The 23,091-nt window shown below is 45.5% G+C and carries 22 protein-coding genes and 1 riboswitch; of the genes, 5 read left to right on the forward strand and 17 right to left on the reverse strand.

Annotated elements, in window-relative coordinates; all coding sequences use genetic code 11:
• The first annotated feature begins 133 nt into the window (after nucleotides 1-133).
• Nucleotides 134-1,054, forward strand: a complete 921-nt coding sequence (locus AC3RCI_RS17680) for an ArsR/SmtB family transcription factor (RefSeq protein WP_127536729.1) — start codon at nucleotides 134-136, stop codon at nucleotides 1,052-1,054.
• 45 nt (nucleotides 1,055-1,099) lie between these two features.
• Nucleotides 1,100-1,864 (forward strand): HAD family hydrolase, encoded by a 765-nt coding sequence (locus tag AC3RCI_RS17685; protein WP_492472481.1) that lies wholly within the window; start codon nucleotides 1,100-1,102, stop codon nucleotides 1,862-1,864.
• 71 nt (nucleotides 1,865-1,935) lie between these two features.
• On the opposite strand, the gene AC3RCI_RS17690 is transcribed toward AC3RCI_RS17685, so the two are convergent.
• The 9 genes from AC3RCI_RS17690 to pdhA all read right to left on the reverse strand — a co-directional run bounded on the left by AC3RCI_RS17690 (nucleotide 1,936) and on the right by pdhA (nucleotide 13,910).
• Nucleotides 1,936-4,269: a type IA DNA topoisomerase gene (locus AC3RCI_RS17690; protein WP_492525808.1), complete on the reverse strand. Its 2,334-nt coding sequence runs from the start codon at nucleotides 4,267-4,269 to the stop codon at nucleotides 1,936-1,938.
• Between the two features lie 125 nt (nucleotides 4,270-4,394).
• Entirely contained in the window at nucleotides 4,395-4,886 is a 492-nt protein-coding gene (gene fur, locus AC3RCI_RS17695) for a ferric iron uptake transcriptional regulator (RefSeq protein ID WP_281280768.1), read from the reverse strand.
• Between the two features lie 248 nt (nucleotides 4,887-5,134).
• Nucleotides 5,135-6,622 carry a glutamate synthase subunit beta gene (locus AC3RCI_RS17700; protein WP_095286483.1) on the reverse strand — a complete coding sequence of 496 codons (1,488 nt, stop codon included), beginning with the start codon at nucleotides 6,620-6,622 and terminating at the stop codon, nucleotides 5,135-5,137.
• 637 nt (nucleotides 6,623-7,259) lie between these two features.
• The gene (locus AC3RCI_RS17705; RefSeq protein WP_127536727.1) at nucleotides 7,260-7,748 is read right to left on the reverse strand and encodes a dihydrofolate reductase; all 489 of its coding nucleotides are present in this window, start codon (nucleotides 7,746-7,748) and stop codon (nucleotides 7,260-7,262) included.
• 27 nt (nucleotides 7,749-7,775) lie between these two features.
• A complete protein-coding gene (gene thyA / locus AC3RCI_RS17710; protein WP_095286481.1) occupies nucleotides 7,776-8,570 on the reverse strand; it encodes a thymidylate synthase in 795 nt (264 codons plus the stop codon).
• Nucleotides 8,571-8,844: 274 nt separating this feature from the next.
• Entirely contained in the window at nucleotides 8,845-10,260 is a 1,416-nt protein-coding gene (gene lpdA / locus AC3RCI_RS17715) for a dihydrolipoyl dehydrogenase (protein WP_095286480.1), read from the reverse strand.
• Between the two features lie 3 nt (nucleotides 10,261-10,263).
• On the reverse strand, nucleotides 10,264-11,583 hold the full coding sequence (locus AC3RCI_RS17720) for a dihydrolipoamide acetyltransferase family protein (protein WP_095286479.1): 1,320 nt from the start codon (nucleotides 11,581-11,583) through the stop codon (nucleotides 10,264-10,266).
• A gap of 176 nt (nucleotides 11,584-11,759) precedes the next feature.
• Nucleotides 11,760-12,737: an alpha-ketoacid dehydrogenase subunit beta gene (locus AC3RCI_RS17725; RefSeq protein WP_153979015.1), complete on the reverse strand. Its 978-nt coding sequence runs from the start codon at nucleotides 12,735-12,737 to the stop codon at nucleotides 11,760-11,762.
• A 105-nt stretch (nucleotides 12,738-12,842) separates the two neighbouring features.
• Entirely contained in the window at nucleotides 12,843-13,910 is a 1,068-nt protein-coding gene (gene pdhA, locus AC3RCI_RS17730) for a pyruvate dehydrogenase (acetyl-transferring) E1 component subunit alpha (protein ID WP_095286477.1), read from the reverse strand.
• A 255-nt stretch (nucleotides 13,911-14,165) separates the two neighbouring features.
• Between pdhA and AC3RCI_RS17735 the strand changes: the two genes are divergently transcribed.
• The gene (locus AC3RCI_RS17735) at nucleotides 14,166-14,900 is read left to right on the forward strand and encodes an alpha/beta hydrolase (RefSeq protein ID WP_336781971.1); all 735 of its coding nucleotides are present in this window, start codon (nucleotides 14,166-14,168) and stop codon (nucleotides 14,898-14,900) included.
• A 145-nt stretch (nucleotides 14,901-15,045) separates the two neighbouring features.
• Here the strand turns inward: AC3RCI_RS17735 and AC3RCI_RS17740 are convergent, their stop codons facing one another.
• Together AC3RCI_RS17740 and AC3RCI_RS17745 are read right to left on the reverse strand one after the other, a co-directional pair.
• The gene (locus AC3RCI_RS17740) at nucleotides 15,046-15,516 is read right to left on the reverse strand and encodes a low molecular weight protein-tyrosine-phosphatase (protein ID WP_336781972.1); all 471 of its coding nucleotides are present in this window, start codon (nucleotides 15,514-15,516) and stop codon (nucleotides 15,046-15,048) included.
• Between the two features lie 2 nt (nucleotides 15,517-15,518).
• Nucleotides 15,519-16,187, reverse strand: a complete 669-nt coding sequence (locus AC3RCI_RS17745) for a trimeric intracellular cation channel family protein (protein WP_095286671.1) — start codon at nucleotides 16,185-16,187, stop codon at nucleotides 15,519-15,521.
• 168 nt (nucleotides 16,188-16,355) lie between these two features.
• Between AC3RCI_RS17745 and AC3RCI_RS17750 the strand changes: the two genes are divergently transcribed.
• Nucleotides 16,356-16,997, forward strand: a complete 642-nt coding sequence (locus AC3RCI_RS17750) for a thiamine diphosphokinase (protein ID WP_336781973.1) — start codon at nucleotides 16,356-16,358, stop codon at nucleotides 16,995-16,997.
• Nucleotides 16,998-17,284: 287 nt separating this feature from the next.
• Entirely contained in the window at nucleotides 17,285-17,785 is a 501-nt protein-coding gene (locus tag AC3RCI_RS17755; protein WP_095357394.1) for a C40 family peptidase, read from the forward strand.
• A gap of 140 nt (nucleotides 17,786-17,925) precedes the next feature.
• Here AC3RCI_RS17755 and AC3RCI_RS17760 read toward each other — a convergent pair whose 3' ends face one another.
• The 6 genes from AC3RCI_RS17760 to AC3RCI_RS17785 form a co-directional block, all read right to left on the reverse strand.
• On the reverse strand, nucleotides 17,926-18,618 hold the full coding sequence (locus AC3RCI_RS17760; protein ID WP_492525810.1) for a winged helix-turn-helix domain-containing protein: 693 nt from the start codon (nucleotides 18,616-18,618) through the stop codon (nucleotides 17,926-17,928).
• A gap of 148 nt (nucleotides 18,619-18,766) precedes the next feature.
• Nucleotides 18,767-19,816: a ThiF family adenylyltransferase gene (locus AC3RCI_RS17765; RefSeq protein ID WP_336781975.1), complete on the reverse strand. Its 1,050-nt coding sequence runs from the start codon at nucleotides 19,814-19,816 to the stop codon at nucleotides 18,767-18,769.
• Nucleotides 19,813-20,580 carry a thiazole synthase gene (locus AC3RCI_RS17770; protein ID WP_336781976.1) on the reverse strand — a complete coding sequence of 256 codons (768 nt, stop codon included), beginning with the start codon at nucleotides 20,578-20,580 and terminating at the stop codon, nucleotides 19,813-19,815. The genes AC3RCI_RS17765 and AC3RCI_RS17770 overlap by 4 nt, the downstream gene beginning before the upstream one ends.
• Before the next feature lie 3 nt (nucleotides 20,581-20,583).
• Nucleotides 20,584-20,787 carry a sulfur carrier protein ThiS gene (gene thiS / locus AC3RCI_RS17775; protein ID WP_336781977.1) on the reverse strand — a complete coding sequence of 68 codons (204 nt, stop codon included), beginning with the start codon at nucleotides 20,785-20,787 and terminating at the stop codon, nucleotides 20,584-20,586.
• Nucleotides 20,784-22,016 (reverse strand): glycine oxidase ThiO, encoded by a 1,233-nt coding sequence (gene thiO, locus AC3RCI_RS17780; RefSeq protein WP_492472475.1) that lies wholly within the window; start codon nucleotides 22,014-22,016, stop codon nucleotides 20,784-20,786. Before thiO ends, thiS begins: the two co-directional genes overlap by 4 nt.
• 30 nt (nucleotides 22,017-22,046) lie before the next feature.
• Nucleotides 22,047-22,673, reverse strand: coding sequence for a thiamine phosphate synthase (locus tag AC3RCI_RS17785; RefSeq protein ID WP_336781979.1), 627 nt, complete (start codon nucleotides 22,671-22,673; stop codon nucleotides 22,047-22,049).
• A 245-nt stretch (nucleotides 22,674-22,918) separates the two neighbouring features.
• A riboswitch (TPP riboswitch) is annotated at nucleotides 22,919-23,028 on the reverse strand.
• Between the last annotated feature and the right edge of the window lie 63 nt (nucleotides 23,029-23,091).

A 23,091-nucleotide genomic window follows, 5' to 3' on the forward strand; every position in this document is an offset into this window, starting at 1 on the left:
GATAAAGCGCTGCTTCACCGGTACATTTGCCCCGGACTTGAACATTATAGTGGACAACGCCCTGCAAAACAAGCCATAATAGTACATAAGTCGCTGCGTACATTTAGATGTGACGGGAGGATTCTGCATCGTTATGACTTATCATGTCAAGATTGATGTTTCACCGATATATGAAATGCTGAACAGTTTTCTTGTATATGTCACGAAAAAATGGATTCAACATCTGGATGTTGGACCCGAATGGATTCTTGAAGTGGAAGGCAAACTAAGTTCCAACGTACGTGCTGCTCTGGCACCTGCGTCGACTTGGCCTTTTGATGATTTTGATGTTTTGTTCGCATGGGCTGCCTACCGGACCTGCTCTTCAGAGAATCAGGATTTTCTTCATATGCTTGCGAGTCTGCCTGCAGAGGAATTGTTTGCACGTGTATCTCCTCTTCTGCCGAGTATTACTATAGAAGAAACAAATCGTATTCGGGACAGTTACGTGCCGCTTCTACGTCTCTGGGACCAGCATTACTGTCAGAATATAAGTGACGATTATCGCACCTGGCTGGAAGAAGACGCTCATGAGAAGCGAATTCTTTTGGAGAAAATGGGACCTGAACTGCTTATCGAATATGCTACAGCAGGTGTTATTGTGGAGCCAATGCCCGGATTAGATGAAGTGATTCTATTCCCCACAGTACATAACCGTCCGATTAATATTTACTGCTTCTACGAAGGCATGATGATTATGCAATACCCGGTTGATACTCCTGAAGAGAATGAAGATCAGCCGCCAACCTGTCTGCTGCGTTTTACACATGCATTGGCTGATCCCGAACGCCTTCGCTTGCTTCGTTACGTATCCGATGAGCCAAAGTCGCTTGCGGAGATGTGCGAAGAATTGAACAAAGACGAAGACATGGTTAAAGATCAGGTTATGGCGCTACGTGTCGCAGGTTTGCTGCGAACCCATCTGCTCGGCAGTAACCGCAAAGAGAAATACAGTATCCGGCCGGATGGCGTGTCTGAATTGAACATGTTCCTGGAATCCTATATTCGCATATAAATGAGGATGTAACTGGAGTTGCCGGCTGCAAGGAGTGATTTTGAAATGAACACGATTAAACAGCATATCATTTTCGATCTGGACGATACGCTCGTCTATTGCAACAAATATTTCAACTTAGTCCTCGGTGAATTCTTCGAGAACATGCAGGAGTGGTTTGACAAACATGCATTAACCGTTCAGGACATTCGTGATAAACAACTGGAGATTGACGTGACCGGTGTGAACCAGGTCGGATTCGCCAGTCACCATTTTCCACAGTCTCTTATTGATACGTATCGCTATTTCTCTCAGAAATATGCAAGAGCCACTTCCACTGAAGAAGAAACGTTCCTCACGAAGCTTGGCATGAGTGTATATGATCGGGAGGTTGAACCTTACCCTCATATGGTTGAAACACTGGAAAGCCTGCAATCAGCCGGACATGCCCTCTATCTGTATACCGGAGGCGAAACGGTGATTCAACAACGGAAGATTGATCAGATGAAGTTATCCGCTTATTTCGATGACCGTATCTATATAAGGCAGCATAAGAACGTCGAAGCCCTTGAAGGCATTTTATCTTCCGGCCCCTTCGACCGCAAAACAACATGGATGATCGGAAACTCATTACGCACGGATATTTTGCCAGCGGTTACGGCTGGAATCCACAGCATATATATCAAACAACCAAATGAATGGCAATATAACATTGTTGAACTTCAGCCCAATCCGGAGACTACGATGTACACTATCACCGCTCTCGAAGAGGTTCCGAAGATCATACATGAAAATATTCAACAACAGCAACAAAAAAGGACCCTTGGTTAAGGGTCCTTTTTTGCGTACATCGGTGATAATTATTAGTTCGTTCTTTATTCGATTCATTCGTTCACTCGATTCTATGACTCCTGCCTTTCAGCTGACAGCTTGCCCGAAGATTGATCCTGCAGGATGATCCGGGCCTTAACCGTACTCCCGTCCTTACGTTTGAAAGATAGCACCTGTGTGCTTCCTTTCTCAATTAAAGACTTTAACATCGTACTGGTTATTTTTTTGCCAACGTACTCTTTCCAGATGACAAACCCACAGCCTTCCTTAAACCGCGTACACCCATAGCCCTTTTTTCCCTCAATAATCTGACCGGTGCATCCCGGCGAGGGACAAGATGCCAAGGGCTCACGAACACCAGCATTTGCCGAGCTCGCAGATGCAGTCTTTGCTACTGAGACTGCTGTGTTACTCGATTTGGAGACAGATCCTGAAGACTGCCGTGATGATTTGGCAGCTGATGCTGCTGTTCTCGCTGTTGTTTTCGTTCCTGATTTTGAGGATTTTGCTCCCTTGCCTTTGCCACGTCCCCCGCGTGAATCTTCACCAAAGGCATCTGCAGGTGCAGGGGCTTGTACACGCACCTTATCAATGATGGACATGGTGAATTTCTTAACGTTCTCCATAAATTTGTCCTGACCGGCTTCCCCTTTGGAGATCTGATACAATCTTCTCTCCCATTGTCCAGTCATCTCCGGAGAGGTTAACAAATCAACTCCGGCTCGCCGAATCAATTCGATCGCTGTTCGGCCTTTTAACGTCAACTGCATCTTTTTCCCCTGCATCGTGATATAACCAACATTTTTGAGCCGCTCGATGGTTGCAGCTCGTGTTGCTGGCGTGCCCAGACCGCTGTCCTTCATGGCATCTCGCAGTTCCTCGTTTTCGATCTGCTTCCCCGCACTTTCCATCGCTTTCAGCAAAGTTCCCTCCGTATAACTTTTGGGAGGTTGGGTTGCTTTCTCCTTGAACTCGCTCTTGCTGCACTGCACTGGAAGCTCTGGCTGCACAGAGAACGACTTATCCGTCCATTCTTCGGATTCTTCTTCCTCATTATTGTTCTTCTTCGTTTTTTTCTTTCCCGAGCCATTCTGCTCTTGATCTGTAGAAGGCAGAACGACTTTCCATCCGAGTGACAGCAGCTCCTTCACAGAAGTTTTGAACTGATGCTGCTCAACTTCAGTCAGTACGGTATGCTGTTTATACTCTGCAGGCGGATAGAAATGAGACAAAAACCGTCTCACGATCAGGTCGTAGATGTTCTGCTCATCCTTCGATAAGGTACCTGGCCTTTTTAACGTAGGTAAAATGGCATGGTGATCTTCTACCCTGGAAGGATTGCAGACTCCCTTGTTATTCTTATGAACCAATTCAGGTTTTGCACCAATGGCCAGTTCACTATAGGGCCCATTCTTCAGCAGGTTTAATGTTTTGTGCATACCCTCAATATTCTGTTCCGTAACATAGTTGGAATTCGTCCGCGGATAGGAAATAACCTTGTGTTTCTCGTACAAGGCCTGTGCAATGTCCAGCGTCTTCTTCGCTCCGTACCCATACTTGGCATTGGCTTCACGCTGCAGCAGAGTCAGATCATATAGTCTGTACGGATACTCCTTCGTTTGCTTCGCCTCATACTTGGTAATATGTCCGGTCTTGCCCTTCACACTGCTCGCTATCGCTTCAGCAGCCTCCGCGTCTGTGAGCTTGTCTCCTTGGCGTAAACCTCTGTACTCTATACCCTCCTGACGGAACCATGCGGCGACTTCATAAAATGTCTGTGATTGAAATGCTTCAATCTCCATTTCCCGATCATAGATCAACGCAAGAACGGGTGTCTGTACACGCCCCACAGATAACAGCGCGTTATGCCGAGTCGTAAAGGCACGTGATGCATTCATGCCAATCAGCCAATCGGCCTCACTTCGGGCGCGAGCAGCATGAGTCAGATTTTCGAACTCTGATGCATCCTTAAGCCCGTCAAAGCCACGTTTAATGCTCTCTGCAGTCAGGTCCGAAATCCATAGTCGTTTAACCGGCTGACGCAGCTTCAACTGCTGTTGAATCAATGCAAAAATATACTGGCCTTCACGCCCGGCATCACATGCATTTACGATCGATGATGCTCGTTTGGCAAGCTCTCCAATGATCTTCAGCTGATCTTTTGTTCTGGGATTCGGCACGATTTTGAACTGATCCGGAATAATGGGCAGATCCGCAATATTCCATCGTTTGTATTTCGTATCATATGCATCCGGTTCAGCAAGCCCGAGCAGATGACCAATCGCCCAAGTGATAATATAATGCTCACCTTCAAGATAACTGCGATTGTTCTTGGCTCTTGGTTCTATGACGGCGGCAATGGTTCGACCCATATCAGGCTTTTCCGCTATAACCAATGTCTTCATCCGTCCATCTCTCCTCCTTCACCGTCTGCATGACGGCAAAAAGGGGCCTTCCGCCCACGGAAGCCCCTTGCTTCTGAATCCTATTATATCAGATTTTGATTCCGGGAGCATCCTCCGTGGAACAATTAGCCTGCAGCTTGTTCATTTATGGCCTGCTTTTCCCGGCATTCCCTGCATACACCCTGAAAGTCAAGACGATGATCCGTCACGGCAAATCCGTATTGACGTTCAATCTGCTGCTCCAGACGAAGCAACCCATCTTCCATAATTTCTTCCACGGTTCCGCACTCTGTGCAGATCAAATGATGGTGATGATGGGAGCCATCTGTACTCCGCAGATCGAAGCGTGCAGCACCATCTCCAAAATTTATTTTCTCTACAACCTGAAGATCACTTAGCAGCTCTAATGTCCGATATACGGTTGCCAGGCCGATCTCAGGAAACTGCTCCTTCACCAGCAGAAACACTTCCTCAGCACTGAAATGATCCTTTTCATGTTCAAGCAGCACACGTACCGTCACTTCACGCTGTTGTGTCAATTTATATCCTTTGTCTACCAATTGCTTTTTAATGTCAAATATTTGTTCTGAAATGGACTTCTCCCGGTTTCTTGCCATAGCTGTCGCACCTCCGGATTTAAATTCTCTATTTAACAATGTCATTTGTTATCTTATTTATAATTATTATAATCTAATAATAAATCTTTACGACTTAAAAAGCAATGCTATACCGCACACTAGCCCAAATTATTTGCTGTGCAATAGAGTTATGAAATAAAAAAACAACTCCCACTATAAGCGAGAGTTGTTTTTTGTATCACATCTTTTGTTCCGATATAATGTATGAAATTATTGCTTATTACAAATTAAGCAAGAACGGTGGCACCCATCAGGTATTTGTCTACTTCACGAGCGGCTTCGCGTCCTTCATTGATTGCCCACACAACCAGACTTTGTCCGCGACGCATGTCACCTGCAGCGAATACTTTATCCACATTGGTATTGTATTTGCCGTAGCGAGCTTTAACATTGGTCCGACGATCTGTCGCAAGTCCCAGCTGTTCAACCAGCGTTTGCTCCGGACCATCAAACCCGATCGCGATCATTGCCATTTGTGCCGGGAAAACGCGCTCTGTTCCAGGGATTGGCTGGTAGATCTTACGACCTGTTTCATCGACAATACGCTCGATTTGAATCGTATGCAGCTCTTTGAGGTTGCCCTCTTCATCTCCAACAAATTTGGTTGTCATGATGGAGAATTCACGCGGATCTTGCCCGAACAATGCTTTGGCTTCCTCTTGTGCATAGTCCAATGTATAAACGTTAGGGAATTGCGGCCAAGGGTTGTTAATACGATCACGTTCCATTGGTGCTTGGGTATGTGTACCAAATTGAGTTACGGTACGACAACCGTGACGGAGTGATGTAGCCACACAGTCCGAACCAGTATCTCCACCACCAATAACGATAACGTCTTTATCTTTTGCAGAAATGTAGTTTCCGTCCTCCAGGTTGGAATCCAGGTAACTTTTGATACTGCCATTCAGGAAGTCCATCGCGTAATGTACGCCTTTCAAGTCGCTTCCTTCAATATTGAACTCCCTCGGCTTCGTAGCGCCACCACACAGAACGACTGCATCATACTCGTCCACCAATTGCTGAGCAGGAATATCCTTGCCAATCTCGGTGTTTGTCACGAACTGAACGCCTTCCGCTTCAAGCAGATCCACACGACGCTGCACCACTTTTTTGTCCAGTTTCATTGTAGGAATACCATACATCAGCAAACCACCGACACGGTCCGAACGCTCATATACAGTTACCGTATGGCCTGCTTTGTTCAACTGAGCTGCCGTTGCAAGACCTGCAGGGCCAGAACCAACGACCGCTACGCGCTTACCTGTGCGTTTCTCCGGAGGTTGGGGAACCACCCAGCCTTCTTCGAATCCTTTTTCGATAATAGCTTCTTCAATCGTTTTGATGGTAACCGGCTGGCCGATCAGGCCAACGGTACAAGATCCTTCACATGGAGCTGGACAGACACGACCTGTAAACTCCGGAAAATTATTTGTTTTGTGCAGACGATCCAGCGCTTCTCTCCACAATCCACGATATACAAGATTATTCCATTCCGGAATCAGGTTATGCACAGGACAGCCCGACGTTCCGCCAATCATATCTATACCTGTATGGCAATACGGGGTACCACAATCCATGCATCGTGCACCTTGTGTTCTGAGCTCTTCTTCAGCCATATGTTTATGAAACTCTTCCCAATCCTTAATCCGCTCAGCCGGCTCCCTGTCCGCAGGCAGCTGCCGTTTGTATTCCATAAATCCAGTAGGTGTAGACATCTTACGTTTTCCCCCATCCGTTCTCGTCTTAATCCTTTCATTGGCATGGTTCTATATGAAATGGATTACTCATGCTGAGTTTTTTGTCTATTGTATCACAAAAACTTCTCAAAGATATTTCAATTATAGTAGCATTTCGACAACTGAATATTAAATGGATTATCCGCATAATTATTTGTATTTTATACATCATATCGTCAGGTTTACCTGTGGTCAATACCCTTATTTTGGAGCTGAAAATAATGATCAAAAGTCTGATCTAACGTTTATTATGTCGAAAAACAAAAAGAGCGTCATGTAAATGTGAGCTAATTTGCCATTAAATTCAGCAAGTCAACCCTACACACCTCCCAATTCCGAATATTCACTCGAATTTAGGGCTTTACAACGGTAAAAGCCCATAACTTTTATACTTTTTTACTAATTATGTTGAAAAGCTTAATTTTGAGCTCCAATTTCTCATGGTTACAAATGTTATATTCGTGTAAACCACAAATCATGGCAGAGGGCAACCTACATTTTTAAAAATAATAAAAAAAAGACGCTATTCACGAATATTTCGTCAATCAGCGCCTTTTCTATTTTTCATTTCCACACATCAAATTTCTAATGAATTATCAACTCTTACAGGTTAGCTTCAGCGTTTGCGTTCATAAAACTCAAACGTATAGGCGTACACATTTTTCTCATCCTGCTCGCCCTCAATCTGCTCCTTCAGCTCCCATTCGGACCAATCCACATCCGGGAAAAAGGTATCTCCCTCAAATTCCTCATGGATCCTGGTAACCACTAATCGGTCCGCCAGCGGGAGGAACTCACGGTATACCTGTGAGCCACCGATTACACATAATTCCTCTCCTTTGGTAGCCTCCAAACCTTCTTCAATGGAATGCACCACTTCTGCCTGCTCTACCTTGTAGTTCAGATCTCTGGTGACCACAATATTCCGGCGCTGCGGGAGCGGCTTACCACCAAAGGATTCCCACGTATTGCGACCCATAATAATCGTTTTATTTAACGTACGTTGCTTAAAAAAAGCCATATCTTTGGGCAATCGCCAGGGAATGGAGTTGTTCAAGCCAATAACACCATTTTCACCCATAGCCCACACAAGTTCAATACTCAAAATGCTACACTCCTTTTTCGAGTCTGCTTATACCGCAATTGGAGCTTTGATCCCCGGATGATGCTGATAGTTCTCAAACTCAAAATCCTCAAACTTATAATCAAAAATCGAATCCGGCTTACGTTTAATGATCAACTTAGGCAGCGCGAAAGGCTCTCGCTCAAGCTGTGTTTTCACTTGCTCCACATGATTGGAATAGATGTGCACATCGCCACCCGACCAGATGAAATCTCCCACTTCAAGGTCACACTGCTGGGCAATCATATGTGTCAGTAACGCGTAGCTGGCAATATTGAATGGCAACCCCAGGAATGTATCAACAGAGCGCATCGTAAGCATACAGGATAGTTTACCCTCCGCCACATAAAATTGAAACGCAAAATGACAAGGTGGAAGCTTCATGTTGTTAATCTCTGCCACGTTCCATGCACTTACCAGATGCCGGCGTGAATCCGGGTTATTTTTAATTGAATCGATAACTGCTGAAATCTGATCAATTTTCTCCCCGTTTGGTGCTTCCCATGTTCTCCACTGCGAACCGTAAACCGGGCCTAGATCGCCATTCTCGTCTGCCCAATCGTCCCAGATTTTCACTCCGTTTTCTTTCAGATAGGCAATATTCGTATCCCCACTTAAGAACCATAAAAGTTCATGAATGACGGATTTAAGATGGATTCGCTTCGTGGTTACAAGCGGAAAGCCTTCGGACAGATTATAACGAAGCTGTCTGCCAAACACCGATTGTGTGCCCGTTCCGGTACGATCCCCTTTATGAACACCGTTATCCAATATATCTTGTAATAAATCGAGATAGTTTTTCAAGTTGATTTCCCCTCGCATCTCTATATATGTTGCCACTCAGTTCCAGATTGGTCTGAGTACCATCGTGACTGATCATCTTAACAGTTTATCACACTGTGCACGATGGAAAAAGAGTTGAAAACACATTCAATTTTGCCCATGTTTACAACACAATGTACGTGATATAACTCTACGGAAGCCTTCAACACTCACAAAAAAGAGGCGAATAACGCGTTAGCGCTATTCACCTCTTGATTTACGTATGATGCCGGACGAGTCCGAAGCTTAGACGATATTAGCGGGAAATGATGTGGATCGGGTGACCCATAACCAGTTCCGCAGCTTCCATCACGATTTCGCCCAAAGTTGGGTGAGCGTGAATAGTCAGAGCCAGATCTTCCAGAGTAGCACCCATTTCGATTGCAAGACCAAGCTCAGCAATCAGGTTGGAAGCTTCCAGACCAACGATTTGGCAACCCAGTACAAGGCCGCTTTCTTCGTCAGCTACGATTTTCACGAAGCCTTCAGCATGGTTCAAAGATACTGCACGGCCGTTACCCGCATAAGGGAATTTACCTGCTTTAACTTTGTAGCCTTTTTCTTTGGCTTCTTTTTCAGTGTAACCTACGCTGGAGCACTCTGGATCTGTAAATACAACAGCTGGCATACATTTGTAGTCAACTACAGATGGTTGTCCTGCGATTGCTTCAGCAGCCACTTTACCTTCATAAGAAGCTTTGTGGGCAAGTGCCAAACCGGATACGATATCACCGATTGCGAAGATGTGAGGAATGCTAGTGCGGCCTTGGTGGTCAACTTTAACGAATCCACGCTCGTCAACGTCAACACCGATCAGGTCCAAACCAAGCTCACCATCCGTGTTTGGACGACGTCCAACAGTAACAAGCAGGTAGTCTGCAGTTACTTCTTTGGACTCACCATTTACGGAATATTTAACAGTTACATCTTTGTCCGTTTGCTCAGCACTTTCAGCTTTTGCACCCGTTACGATTTCGATGCCTGTTTTCTTCATGTTTTTAGCCACAAGGCTAGTCATGTCTTTATCGAATCCTGGCAGTACAGTATCCAAACCTTCGATGATCGTTACTTTAGCACCGAATTTGGAGTACATTTGACCAAGCTCAGCACCGATATAACCGCCACCGATAACGATCAGGCTTTTCGGTACTTCAGGCAGGTTCAATGCTTCTGTCGAAGACAGAATGCGTCCGCCAAATGGGAAAGGCTTCAGTTCGATTGGACGGGAACCTGTTGCAATGATTGCATTTTTGAATTTGTAACGCGGAGATTCGTGATCGTTGAATACACGCGCTTCGTTTTCGTTGATGAACATGCACTCACCGTTGAAAACTTCAACTTTGTTGCCTTTAAGCAAACCAGCTACGCCGCCAGTCATTTTCTTAACAACGCCGTTTTTGAATTCTTGAGTTTTGCCGAAGTCCACTTTTACGTTTTCAGCAGAAATACCGAATGCTTCACCGTGAAGTGCATTTTCATATTGGTGTGCAGCAGAGATCAGGGCTTTGGACGGGATACATCCACGGTTCAAACAAACGCCACCAAGCTCGGATTTGTCTACAATCAATACGCTTTGGCCCAGTTGAGCAGCGCGGATGGCAGCTACATAGCCGCCAGGACCCGCACCAATTACTAATGTGTCGATATTGAGAGAAGCGTCGCCTACTACCATATCTTACACCTCCATAACAAGCAGCTCAGGGTTAGCGAGCAGCTGTTTAATGTAGTTCATAAAGTTTTGTGCTGTTGCGCCATCGATGATACGGTGGTCAAAGCTCAAGGAAAGAGCCATTACAGGAGCTGCAACAACTTCGCCGTCTTTGATAACCGCTTTTTCGCTGATACGTCCAGTTCCGAGGATTGCAACTTCAGGGAAGTTAATGATCGGAGTGAAGAACATACCGCCAGCAGAACCGATGTTACTGATGGAGATTGTGCTTCCTTTCATTTCGTTAGCGCTCAATTTGCCATCACGGCCACGAGCTGCCAGATCACGAATGGAATCAGCGATCATCCAGATGGATTTGCGATCAGCATCTTTGATAACAGGAACGATCAAGCCGTTGTCTGTATCTGTTGCGATACCGATGTTGTAGTATTTTTTGTAAACAATTTCGTTAGCTTCTTCATCAATCATTGCGTTCAGAGCAGGGAATTGACGGGAAGCTGCAACCAATGCTTTAACGATGAATGGCAGATAAGTAACTTTCGTTCCTTTTTTCTCTGCGATTGGTTTCATGCGAGTACGGAAAGCAACCAACTCGGTTACGTCCACTTCGTCCATGATTGTAACGTGAGGTGCAGTGTAAGCCGATTTAACCATAGCATTGGAGATTGCTTTACGGATACCTTTGAATGGTACGCGCTCTTCTTCAAGGCGTTGGTCAGCTGCTGCCGCTGCTGGTGCTGCGGATTTTTTCTCTTCTTGAGCAGGAGCTGCGGAAGCTGCTGCGGATTGGCCGCCACCATTTTTGAAGGATTCAACATCTTCTTTGGTTACTTTACCGTTGTTTCCAGTGCCGTTAACCTGAGCGATGTCTACACCTTGCTCACGAGCAAATTTGCGCACGCTTGGAGTTGCCAGAACGTCCTTGGCAGGTACTGCCGGAACGCTGTTGTTGCCGCCTTCTTGAGCTGCATCCGAGCTGGAAGCTGCTGCAGAAGAACCACTAGTGTCAGCTCCGCCTTGAGCTGCGTCTTTCTCTTGTGCACCTTGGTCGCCAGCAGGAGCGTCGTCTTGCTCAGGCAGTTCGCCTTCTGCATCGATAACAGCAACTACTTCACCAACGTGACAGATTTGACCGTCTTTAGCGAATACTTCAGTAACTGTTCCGTTAACCGGACAAGGTACTTCTACTACCGCTTTATCGTTTTGTACTTCCATGATGATATCGTCGTCAGTTACTTTGTCCCCGACTTTGATGTGCATCTTGATGATTTCGCCTTCGTGAAGGCCTTCGCCTAGTTCAGGGAATTTGTATTCAAATTTAGCCAACTGAAAAACCTCCTTGATTATGTGCTCAATCCTGAAAACAACCCTTAGCTCCAAGAACTAACTGTTACTGCTAATGCAAATAACTGTCAATCAAGGGGCTAATGGCTGTTTACAGTGCAGCCTGTGCTGCGATGTGAATCACCATACTGCGCCTTGCGGCATGTCAGATGATCAAATTAGAAATTTACGACTTTGTTAACCGCAGCAACAATACGTGCTGGGTTAGGCAGCCATGTATCTTCAATTTGTGCGAATGGATATACAGTGTCCGGACCAGCCACACGCAGAACCGGAGCTTCCAGGTGAAGAATTGCTTTTTCATTGATTTGGGCAATGACTTCAGCTGCAACACCTGCGCTCTTTTGAGCTTCTTGTACAACAATTGCACGATTTGTTTTCTTAATGGAAGCAACAACGGTATCAATGTCGATCGGGCTGATCGTACGAAGGTCGATAACTTCAACTTTGATTCCTTGTTTTTCAAGCTCTTCCGCTGCTTTAACGGAAGTATGAACCATCATTCCGTAAGTGACGATCGTAACGTCGGAACCTTCACGAACAACGTTTGCTTTACCCAGTTCAACCACGTAGTCTTCTTCAGGCACTTCTGCACGGAAAGCGTGGTACAGGTTCAAGTGCTCCATGAAGAATACAGGATCGTTGTCGCGGATGGAAGCGATCATCAGACCTTTTGCATCGTAAGGGTTAGAAGGAACTACTACTTTAATACCCGGAGTTTGCGTGAGCAAACCTTCCAGAGAATCTGTATGCAATTCTGCCGCTTTTACACCGCCACCGAATGGTGTACGGAATACGATTGGAGAATTGTATTTTCCACCGGAGCGGAAACGCATACGAGCAGCCTGAACTACCATTTGGTCAAGTGCTTCGAAGATGAAACCTACGAATTGGATTTCAGCTACCGGACGGAAGCCTTGAATACCCAAACCTACAGCCAAACCACCAATAGCGGACTCAGCCAGCGGAGTATCAAATACACGCTCTTCGCCAAACTCTTTTTGCAGACCTTCCGTTACACGGAAAACGCCGCCTACATTACCTACGTCTTCACCGAAAAGCAGAACGTTAGGATCACGTTTCAACTCAACGCGAAGCGCATCACGGATTGCTTCTTTCATGTTCAATTGTGCCATTTGCTTCATTTCCTCCTTAAACATTGACAGTTCACATTTGAATTCATACATGTATACCGAGACACCAGAGCCGGCGCCGGATGTTTATGCTTTATCGGAAAAAACTTATTGGAAATCAGCTTTTTGCTCTTCCAAGTGCTTAGGCGTTTGTTCGAACATGCTGTCGATCAAGCCTGAAATCGTCATTTTCTCGGTTTTTTCCGCTTTTTTGATCTCTTCATTTACTTTAGCTTTTGCTTCTTCTTTCACACGAGCTGTATCTTCTTCAGTCCAAAGACCTTTTTTCTCCAGATACTTAGCGAAACGTGCGATTGGATCTTTTTCGCTCCATTCAGCCTCTTCTTCTTTTGTACGATATTTGGAAGCATCGTCAGAAAGGGAGTGAGGACGGAAACGGTAAGTTACCGCTTCGATCAATGTAGCGCCTTCTCCGTTACGTCCACGTTCAGCAGCTTCCTGAACCGCTTTGATAACAGCGAAGATGTCCATACCGTCAACTTTAACACCTTTGATACCTGCTGCTACCGCTTTGTGAGCGATGGACAGAGCTGCTGTTTGTTTAGCAAAAGGAGTTGTGATGGCATAACCATTGTTCTGTACGAAGAAGATAACTGGCAGTTTGTATACACCAGCGTAGTTCAGACCTTCATAGAAGTCACCTTCAGAAGAACCGCCATCACCTGTGTACGTAATAACAACTTGCTTTTGTTTCTTCAGTTTATAACCCATAGCAATACCCATTGCGTGCAGAATTTGTGCACCAATGATGATTTGCGGCATCAATACGTTAACGCCATCAGGAATTTGTCCACCATGTTGGTGTCCACGGGAGTACAAGAATGCTTGATAAAGAGGAAGTCCGTGCCACACGAGTTGCGGAATATCGCGATAGCCTGGAGCAATAAAGTCTTCTTTCTCAAGTGCAAACTCACTACCAACCATTGTTGCTTCTTGTCCAGATACTGGAGCATAGAAACCAAGACGACCTTGACGGCCCAGGTTTACTGCACGGTCATCCCAAGTACGGGTAAATACCATGCGGTACATAATTTCTTTTAATTGATCGTCGGAAAGTTTAGGCATCATGTCTTTGTTTACAATTTCGCCGTCAGGAGACAGCACGGACAGAGCTTCTACATCCTCCGTATACACTTCATAAGGAACCTTGCTCATTTTTTTCTTCACCTCAACAAAAAATTTGAATATCAAGTTCCGCTGTTATAATATTATTATACACCTGTTTCACTGCATACGTCAAAGATATCCGTAATTTTTTTATGTTTCCTTCCGGATTGTATGTATAACAGGGGCTTAATATTGGTATAACAGCATAATACATGATTGCGTGTTTGACCTATCCCCGCACCAGGTTAATCTTACCGTATTGCGCGGACGAATGCAAAAATAAACCGAGAAAGGTGACGTTTTATGACGGATTCCCGCTATTTGAAACGTACGATTGTAAAGGAAGAAATCGATAGCCGCTATCTTGGAGAGAAGCGCACACTTCGAATTTATCTTCCACCAGGCTATAACGAATTACTCAGCTACCCTGTCGTTTATTGTCAGGACGGCGAAGAATTCTTTAACTTTGGTCGTATTGCTACGACTGCCAACCGCATTATTCTGGATGAGGGTGCTGAACCTTTCATTATTGTAGGTGTTCAGGTTGATGTCTCCGTTCGAACCCAGGAATATGCTCCATTCGGTAATCGATTCAAAGCATATACCTCATGCTTTGCTGAAGAGATTATTCCCTTTATTGAAGAGAAATATCCGGTAAGACGCTCTCCACAGGAACGCGTTCTGGCTGGCGATTCCCTTGGTGGCAGTGTTTCATTGCATCTGGCCCTGCTCTATCCGGATCTGTTCACACGGGTGATCAGCATGTCTGGTGCCTTCTATTCTGCCTCCCAGGAAATCTATGCAGCTGAAGAAGACTTGTCCTGGCTTTCCATCTGGATGATCGTCGGTTTACAGGAAACTGCCTTTGAGGCAGATACCGGCACTTATGATTTTGTTCAGCTAAACAGGGACACACGTGATTTACTGGAAAAGCGCGGTGCTAACGTCTCTTATCGGGAAAAGGATGGCCATCATCAATGGGGATTTTGGCAAAAGGAACTGCCTGAAGCATTATTATATTTCTTGCAAGAGAACTAGTGTGCTTCATATTATAAGCGGCTGTATTGGCCGCTATTTTTTTCTTTTTTATTTGATAACGCTTACAAAAATCCTCTTAAAAAAAGCAGGAATCCCCTGCTTGTCTATAACCTCATTTTTGAAACGAATCCTGTACCTCTTAGGATTAGGCAAGAGAATGATCTTTTTGAATTTGCTCCAAAAGTACATTGCAACCCGCTTCTACCAGCTTGTACACTTCTTCAAAGTTACCTGTAAAGTATGGATCGGGCACTTCCCGAAGGGATTCATTCGGCAGAAGGTCCATGAATTTCATAATATCAGCCTCTGCTCCGCCAGTTATCTTACGCACATTGGCAACATTGGAATCATCCATGCAGACGATATAGTCAAATTGGTCAAAGTCAGCACTTCCGAATTGCCTAGCAGCCATGTTGGCATAGGAAATTTGGTACGAATCCAGCAGCTTGCGCGTTCCTTCATGCGGAGGCTTGCCAATATGCCAATCTCCTGTACCAGCCGAATCCACCTGAATCAGGTGCTGAAATCCTCTTTCCTCTATCTTGTGACGCAATACCGCCTCTGCCATAGGTGATCGACATATGTTACCAAGACAAACAAACAAAACACGAATCATGATTACTCCCCCTTGCTTAACGTACGCTTAAGCGCTGACTGTGAAGACTGTGATGGAACTGCTTCTGCGCTTACCAAGGAACGGCGAGGAAGCTTCCATTTATAATGTACAGAACACATCCGGAAAAATACAACTGCTGCAAAACATATCAACAGTCCCGCATTCGAGGTAAACCATCCCATACCTATAACAAATCCGGCTGTCATAGCCCATACCGCATAGATCTCGTCGCGGAGGACAAGTGGCTTGCGGCCTGCAAGCAAATCACGAATAATTCCTCCACCGATCCCCGTCAGTACTGCAGCAACGATTACCGCGCTGATGGGATGTCCCATATTAGCAGCATACAGTCCACCCTGGATGGCAAACGCCGCCAGTCCGATCGCATCAAATAGCGCTTCTGTTCTCTTCCAGTGACCGATCCACTTCAGAGGAAGCAAGAACGCTACAGCAACAGATACCAGTGCTAGCATAATTAGTCCACCCTGACTCCATAGCGTAGTAACAGGCACCCCAATCAGTACGTTACGAACAACCCCGCCACCGAAGGCGGTCACCAGCCCCAATACGAGCACGCCCAAGATGTCATATTCCTCTTCCATCGCTACGAAAGCACCAGACATTGCAAAAGCAACGGTGCCTATAATGCTGAACACTTCAAAAATGTGCAAGTCCAACCTGTTCAAACCTCACTTTTCAAGTCATCTCCATGTCGCTCTACCCATTGTATCCGCGAGGACTGAAATTGTGCAACCACATTTTGTGTTTTATACTGAGAGCATTCGCGAATACTGTGAAATGATGTTATACGTTCTACATTAATAGAAAGGATGAATGGAATGACTACGAAACGCATTGTGATTTTTACAGGCGGGGCTCTCTCTCCTCAATTTCTCAAAGAAATTAGACAGGATGATATGGTTATCGCTGCCGATCGCGGAGCACTGTATTTAATTGAACATGGCGTAAAGCCTCATATAGCAGTTGGAGATTTCGACTCGATTACAGAGCAGCAATGGCAAATGGTGCGTGAAAACAGTGAGCGCATGATCACGGTTGATCCTATCGCAAAAGATTGGACAGACACTGAAATGGCCTTTGAGACGGCACTAGACCACGAACCCACCCATATCCTGATGCTTGGAGCTACAGGCACTAGACTGGACCACACCTTGGCCAATGTACATATTATGGTTCGTGCCATGCAGCATCATATCGTCTGTACCATTCAGGACGAACACAACTATATGATGCTGACAACATCAAAATTAGAGGTGGAGGACCGGGGATATGAATACATTTCCTTACTCCCCCTCACGCCAGAAGTTACGGGTATTACATTAGATGGCTTCCTGTATCCTCTTGATCAAGCTACCATACGGATGGGACAATCTTTGGGGATAAGTAATAAACTCCTTGGAGCATCAGGAACTGTATCCATAGACAGTGGATTATTACTTATCATACAGAGCAAAGATTAAACCTATATCCACGATAGTTATTACGTTTTTGTAACCTGTAAAATGTACGGATTATAAGATCATAACTAGAAAAGACCCTTGATTATCAAGGGTCTTTTCTAGTTTTCTGTCCAAACATATAAGTCAACGATTAATTTTTTGACATTTTTAATTATTTTTTAATAAAGAAACCCAAACCTAGGCTGTACAAGGGATTATAGCGGTGTATCCAATTTCTAGGCTGTTACAAACCTGTTATACTCGCTTTAGCAACTTAACGAAAACGAATTTTGGAGGTAACAAACAACATGAAAACAAACATCTTAGTCCAAAAGGCCGTAACCGTCGGGTTGTGCGCTACATTAGGTTTTGGAGCTGTATTAATGACAAATGCACCTGTTGCACAAGCAGCAACTGCATCCGTATCTACTGGACAACAAATTGTAAACTACGGCAAAAAATTTACGGGAACACCATATAAATTTGGCGCGTCAACGTCCACTACGAAAAATTTTGACTGCTCTTCTTTTATGAAATATATCTTTAAGAAGTATGGTGTAGATTTGCCACGTACGTCTGTTAAACAATCCAAAGAAGGTAAGGCTGTATCGAAGGCTAACCTGCGTGTAGGAGATCTGGTATTCTTCTCGAGCGGTAGTCGTTCCACAGGTTCAAACATTACTCACGTAGGAGTATACGCTGGCAATGGCAAAATTCTGCACACTTACGGCTCTCCTGGTGTAACCATCTCGGATCTGAATTCCGGTACTTGGAAAAGAACATATATTAAAGCTCGCCGCGTACTGTAGTTATACTTTAACTTCTACTATAGACAGGCAGTTGGGACCGGATCTTGGATCCGGTCCTTTTATATTTACCCGGATTTCTCAGGATTACAAACAGGCGTATTTTGGTAACTTAAGGTCATATTGATGCTGGGAGTCATTCATTAACTGGTATGAAGCATGTAGCCGATGCCGCGTACGGTATGGATCAGTTTAATATCCCTACCTTTATCAACCTTAACACGCAAATGTTTAATATATACGTCAACTACATTGGTATCCATCGCAAAATCATACCCCCAAACTTCCCTTAGAATTGAACTCCGCGTACACGCCTCATTCACATGCCTGGCCAAAAATTCCAGCAGTTCATATTCTTTTGGTGTCAACATGAGGTATTCCCCTGAACGACTTACCCTGCGTGAACGCAGATTCACTTTAAGATCATGCACAACGATGACCTCCTCATCTGTTCGGGCTGCATTCGAGAAGACGCGGAGTAAATTTCGAATTCTCGCCATCACGATTTTCCACTGAAACGGTTCAACAATGACATCATTCGCGCCTTGATCAAGCCAAGCGACGATCTGTTCCGGGGTTGCCTGTGGTGTAATCACGATAATAGGAACGACGCCTTCCTTATACTCCATTAGCCATTGCAGTTCCTCCACAATTGAATTGTCGTGATCCTCATCCACTATGCCAATAATCATGCTGCAGCTTTCCAGCTGGGCGTCCTGTTCCTGATACAGTTCTTCCCATTTAATATCAAATACGGAGTAGCTCTCGGTACTTAACACTTCCTTAATCGAGTTCGTTCGGTCTTTGGCACCAATAAGTAAAATGGACGTTTTCATTTCGTTTCACCCGGCCTGTCTCAACCGCTGTCAAGGTGAATTCGCTTATCATTTCCACCTGGAGTACAGCAACCTATTGTTTGCTTAGCATGCCGTAAAACGAAAAAGTCCATTCCCCTATAGGGAACAGACTGTTGAATTTAATCATTTAGCCAAAATATCGATGTACGAGTGTACGAGCTTCTGCAGTATCTTTTGTGCCGTGAACCAGAACACGTCCATCCTGAAAAATAACCAATCGATGCAGCCCTGTCGTAAAAGAGATCAGGAACGGATTGACTTCAACGGGTCCTTCATCAAGTCTCCTCAGACGCTCAGCCGTATCTTGAAGATTCAGCTTCATCGAGCGAGAAGGACGAATCTGAACTGTATCCCTACCGCATAACACATCCGTTTTCTCCAGATTTGCAGCGGAAAGGTATGGATAGGAAGCGGTATTTCCGCAGGAAGGACAATCTGCTTTTTTGGCACCATCCACATTAATGGATATGTACTCATTCCGCCATACATCAAACGACAACAGCTTACGCCGCAGCGCACCTTCATTACCGCTAAGCAGCTTCATCGCTTCTGCTGTCTGGTTCGCCGTTACCATCTGCACAGCCTGGGGTATAATCCCCGATGTATCGCAAGTATCTCCACCGAGCGGTACCTCGCCAAGTAAACAGTTCAGACAAGGGGTATCCCCGGGCAGGAACGTATACGTGATACCATAACTTCCCACACACCCTCCATAAATCCAGGGAATGCGGTATTTCTGGGACATGTCATTAATCAGCAGCCTTGTATCAAAATTATCCGTGGCATCCATGATAAGATCTGCATTTTGAATGAGATCCTCCAGCTCGTCTGCACGGACATCCATCACCTTGCCTTCAATGACAACCGAGGAGTTGATATCGAGCAGGCGTTTTTCGGCTGCCATCGCTTTTGGCATTCGCTGAACTGCATCCTGTTCAACATAGAGCTGCTGTCGCTGCAGGTTGCTCCATTCCACATAGTCCCGGTCCGCAATGGTAATGTGTCCAATACCTGACCTGGCGAGCGTCTCTGCAATGCCGGTTCCCAGTGCACCGGCACCCACGATAACAACCCTGCTGTTGTTCAGTCTGCGCTGACCTTCTTTGCCAAGCGGAGCGTATCGTTCCTGTCTCGAATATCGATCACTTTGCTCCGTTGAATTTGTTTCTTCTATCATGTATGAACCATTCCTTCCGCCGGACTGCTGGCTGCCGCATAACGCTTAACGGGTATCATGCCTGCTTCATAAGCAAGTCTTCCCGCTTCAACTCCCATTCGCATCGCTTTTGCCATTTTAACCGGATCTCCCGAACCGGATACCGCCGTATTCAACAGCACACCATCCGCCCCCAGCTCCATGGCATATGCAGCATCTTTGGGGGAACGCAATCCGGCATCCACAATTACAGGAACAACCGCTTGCTCCATTATAATTTCCAGGTTGTACGGGTTGATAATGCCTCTTCCTGCTCCGATCGGTGAAGCTCCAGGCATGACTGCATGAACCCCAAGCAGCTGTAGCCGTTTGGCTAAAATCACATCATCCGAGATATAAGGCAGTACGATGAATCCTTTTTCCAACAGGATCTCGCAGGCCTTGTATGTTTCGATCGGATCTGGCAGCAGTGTGATCCCATCTCCGATCACTTCTACTTTTATCATATCACAAAGTCCTGAGGCACGGGCAAGTTCAGCGATTCGGACGGCCTCTTCTGCCGTGGAAGCACCCGCGGTGTTAGGGAGTAAAGTGAATCGCTTCAAATCGAGTGTATCCAGGAAGTGGCGTTTATCCCGATCTTCCAAGTTCAAACGTCGAACGGCAAAAGTCAACACTTCGGTTCCTGACGCTTCTACCGCTTGACTCTGTACATCCAAATCGTCAAATTTGCCCGTACCCAACAACAATCTAGAATGAAATGAATGGTGTCCTATCTTCAGCATGTTTTAACCGCCTCCCACAAAATGTACGATCTCAATTCGGTCTCCGTCTCTTAATACGGTGGATGCATGGTGTTCCCTCATCAAAATCTGACGATTTAACTCAACCACCACAGTTTTCACCTGCAAATTAAAGGATTGCAGCAACTGATCCACATGATTCAAATCGTCGTCAATGTTCATGCTCTGCCCGTTTACGATGATGTTCACTGCATAATCTCCTTTCTGCTCAAACGCTCTGGACGCAATTCATCAATGCCAAGCTCCTCCGAAGAATGGCCAGCCATCAAATCAGCCATCAGGCTGCCGGTAATTGCACTCAGTAAGATGCCGTTTCTGTAATGTCCAAACGCGGTATATAACCCGGGTATGCTTTTACAAGCTCCCAGATAAGGCAAACCGTCAGGGGTTGATGGTCGAACCCCTGCCCAGGCACGGATAAACTGGGCTTGCTGTATTCGAGGGACCCACCCTGCTGCGGATGCAAGCAGCTTTTGGATGCCTTCAACAGTAACTTCTCGATCTGAGCGTCCCGGTAAACTGGTAGCTCCGATCCAAACTTCGCCGTTTGCTTTGGGGACAATGTATACATTATCTGCATAAACCGTCTTGTCAGGTCTGTAATCTGCATCATGTTTCGGAAATTGTATTGCTGCAATTTCACCTTTTACGGGAAGAGTGGGCAGGTTAAGACCCACCTGCTTCAACATATCTCCACCTTGTAATCCAGCTGTGATAACCACATGTTTACACGTTAATCTTCCAATCGACGTTTCCACACCCTGGATTCCACTCGAATCCGCAGTTAGACTAACATTGTGTACACCTTCGATTACTTTAGCTCCCATTGTTTGAGCTGCTCCCGCATAGGCACGTGCCAAATTGACAGGGAGAAGTTCACTTTCTGAAGCCCTATATAGAGCCCCGAAAGTTTCCTTGCTTATCCATGGGGCTTCACGTTGAAGCTTTGAATGATCCCACCACATTTGCTCTGTAGGCAAAACTGTACTTCTTCTCGAATCGCTATACGTTTTCATCTCGGCTTCATTCCGAAATGGTGTAATAAATCCACTCTGCTGCAGGCCAATTTCAATGCCGCTTAGTAGTTCAAGCTGTTCTTTTTGCTGATACAGTCGTTTTCTACTTTCATATGCTAGCTTTGACATCACAGTAGTATGAAACGTCTCGCTGTCTGCAGCTAACATGCCCGCTGCCGCAGAAGATGTCTCACTTGCAATACGCACACGCTCGATTAAAATCACTTCTTTACCTCGTGAAGCTAGCTCATACGCGATGGCACAACCTATAACGCCGCCTCCCACAATAATAGTTTCCGCATGAAGCTTGCCACGAATATTTCCACGTATTTGGGTCGTACAAGCTGCTCCATTTCGGTAAAGGCTGCCACTTCGTCTTCGGCCTCTTGCTTCTCCGTTCAATCATTCACCTCCGTTATTCATTCTTTCTTTCTATCGTTCAATAGCCCACCTCAAGGCTGCTGCCGCACTTTCCGGATTATCACTGGTCCAGATCGAAGATATTACTGCCGCACCATTTGCTCCGGCTGCACGTACAGCAGCTATGTTTGCCGGTTCAATTCCGCCAATGGCAATTACGGGAATGGAAACAGCTGAGCATATTTCAGACAGTGCATCTATCCCTCTCGGCTTGATCCCAGGTTTACTGCTGGAGGAAAATACATGACCATAAAAGAGATAATCCGCTCCCCGTTCTTCAGCTGCTCTAGCTTCGTGAAGAGAGTGAACAGAGATACCGAGACGAAGTCGATCGCATTTGTTCAGGCTGCTGCCTTGAGTAGTCGCCATATCGGACTGACCCCAATGAATCCTCTCAATGAAAACATGTTTCTCCAACTTATTCAGCTCACATAGACCATTGATTACGATCCTGTCAGATGGAATTCCTGCGTTCAGCAAACTGTGAGCCCATTGAATTTTTTGTTCGGTGGTTAGATGTTTTTCCCGGATGTGGATATAGTCAAGCCAAGGCCATGCATCCGCTGCAATCTTCAGAAAACGTTGTTGATCCCCTACCCCTGGTGAAACAGCATGCAGTTCAAACGATAGTGATTTCACAGGTTTTTTAAAGGTATCCGTTTGGTTTCACCTTCCTTGCCGTCACAATATGTAAGCACAAAAAAGCCACTCCCGTAGGGAGTGGCCGCGATAACATGTCCAGTTAGTTAAATGAGCTTCACATGCCAGTTGTCAGGTATACAAGCTATTAAATCATAGCCCTGATATATACGAGATACCTTCATGTTCCACTTGTGAGCATTCACATTCGCTACAAAATCGAATATTAATTTGCCCATATCATTAACTAAAACGCGCCACTTCCCTACGCTGGTATAATCCAGATCAGGTGCAAAGGGTCCGGAATCGCATTATTCCATCTCAGCCGCATCGAGCGGCCCCCCTAGTGATCGTATGAAGTTGTAGCCTATGTTACCATAGTCACCTTTTTTTGTCACCGTTGATTTTCAAACTCATG

Source organism: Paenibacillus sp. MT124, from assembly GCF_058792755.1.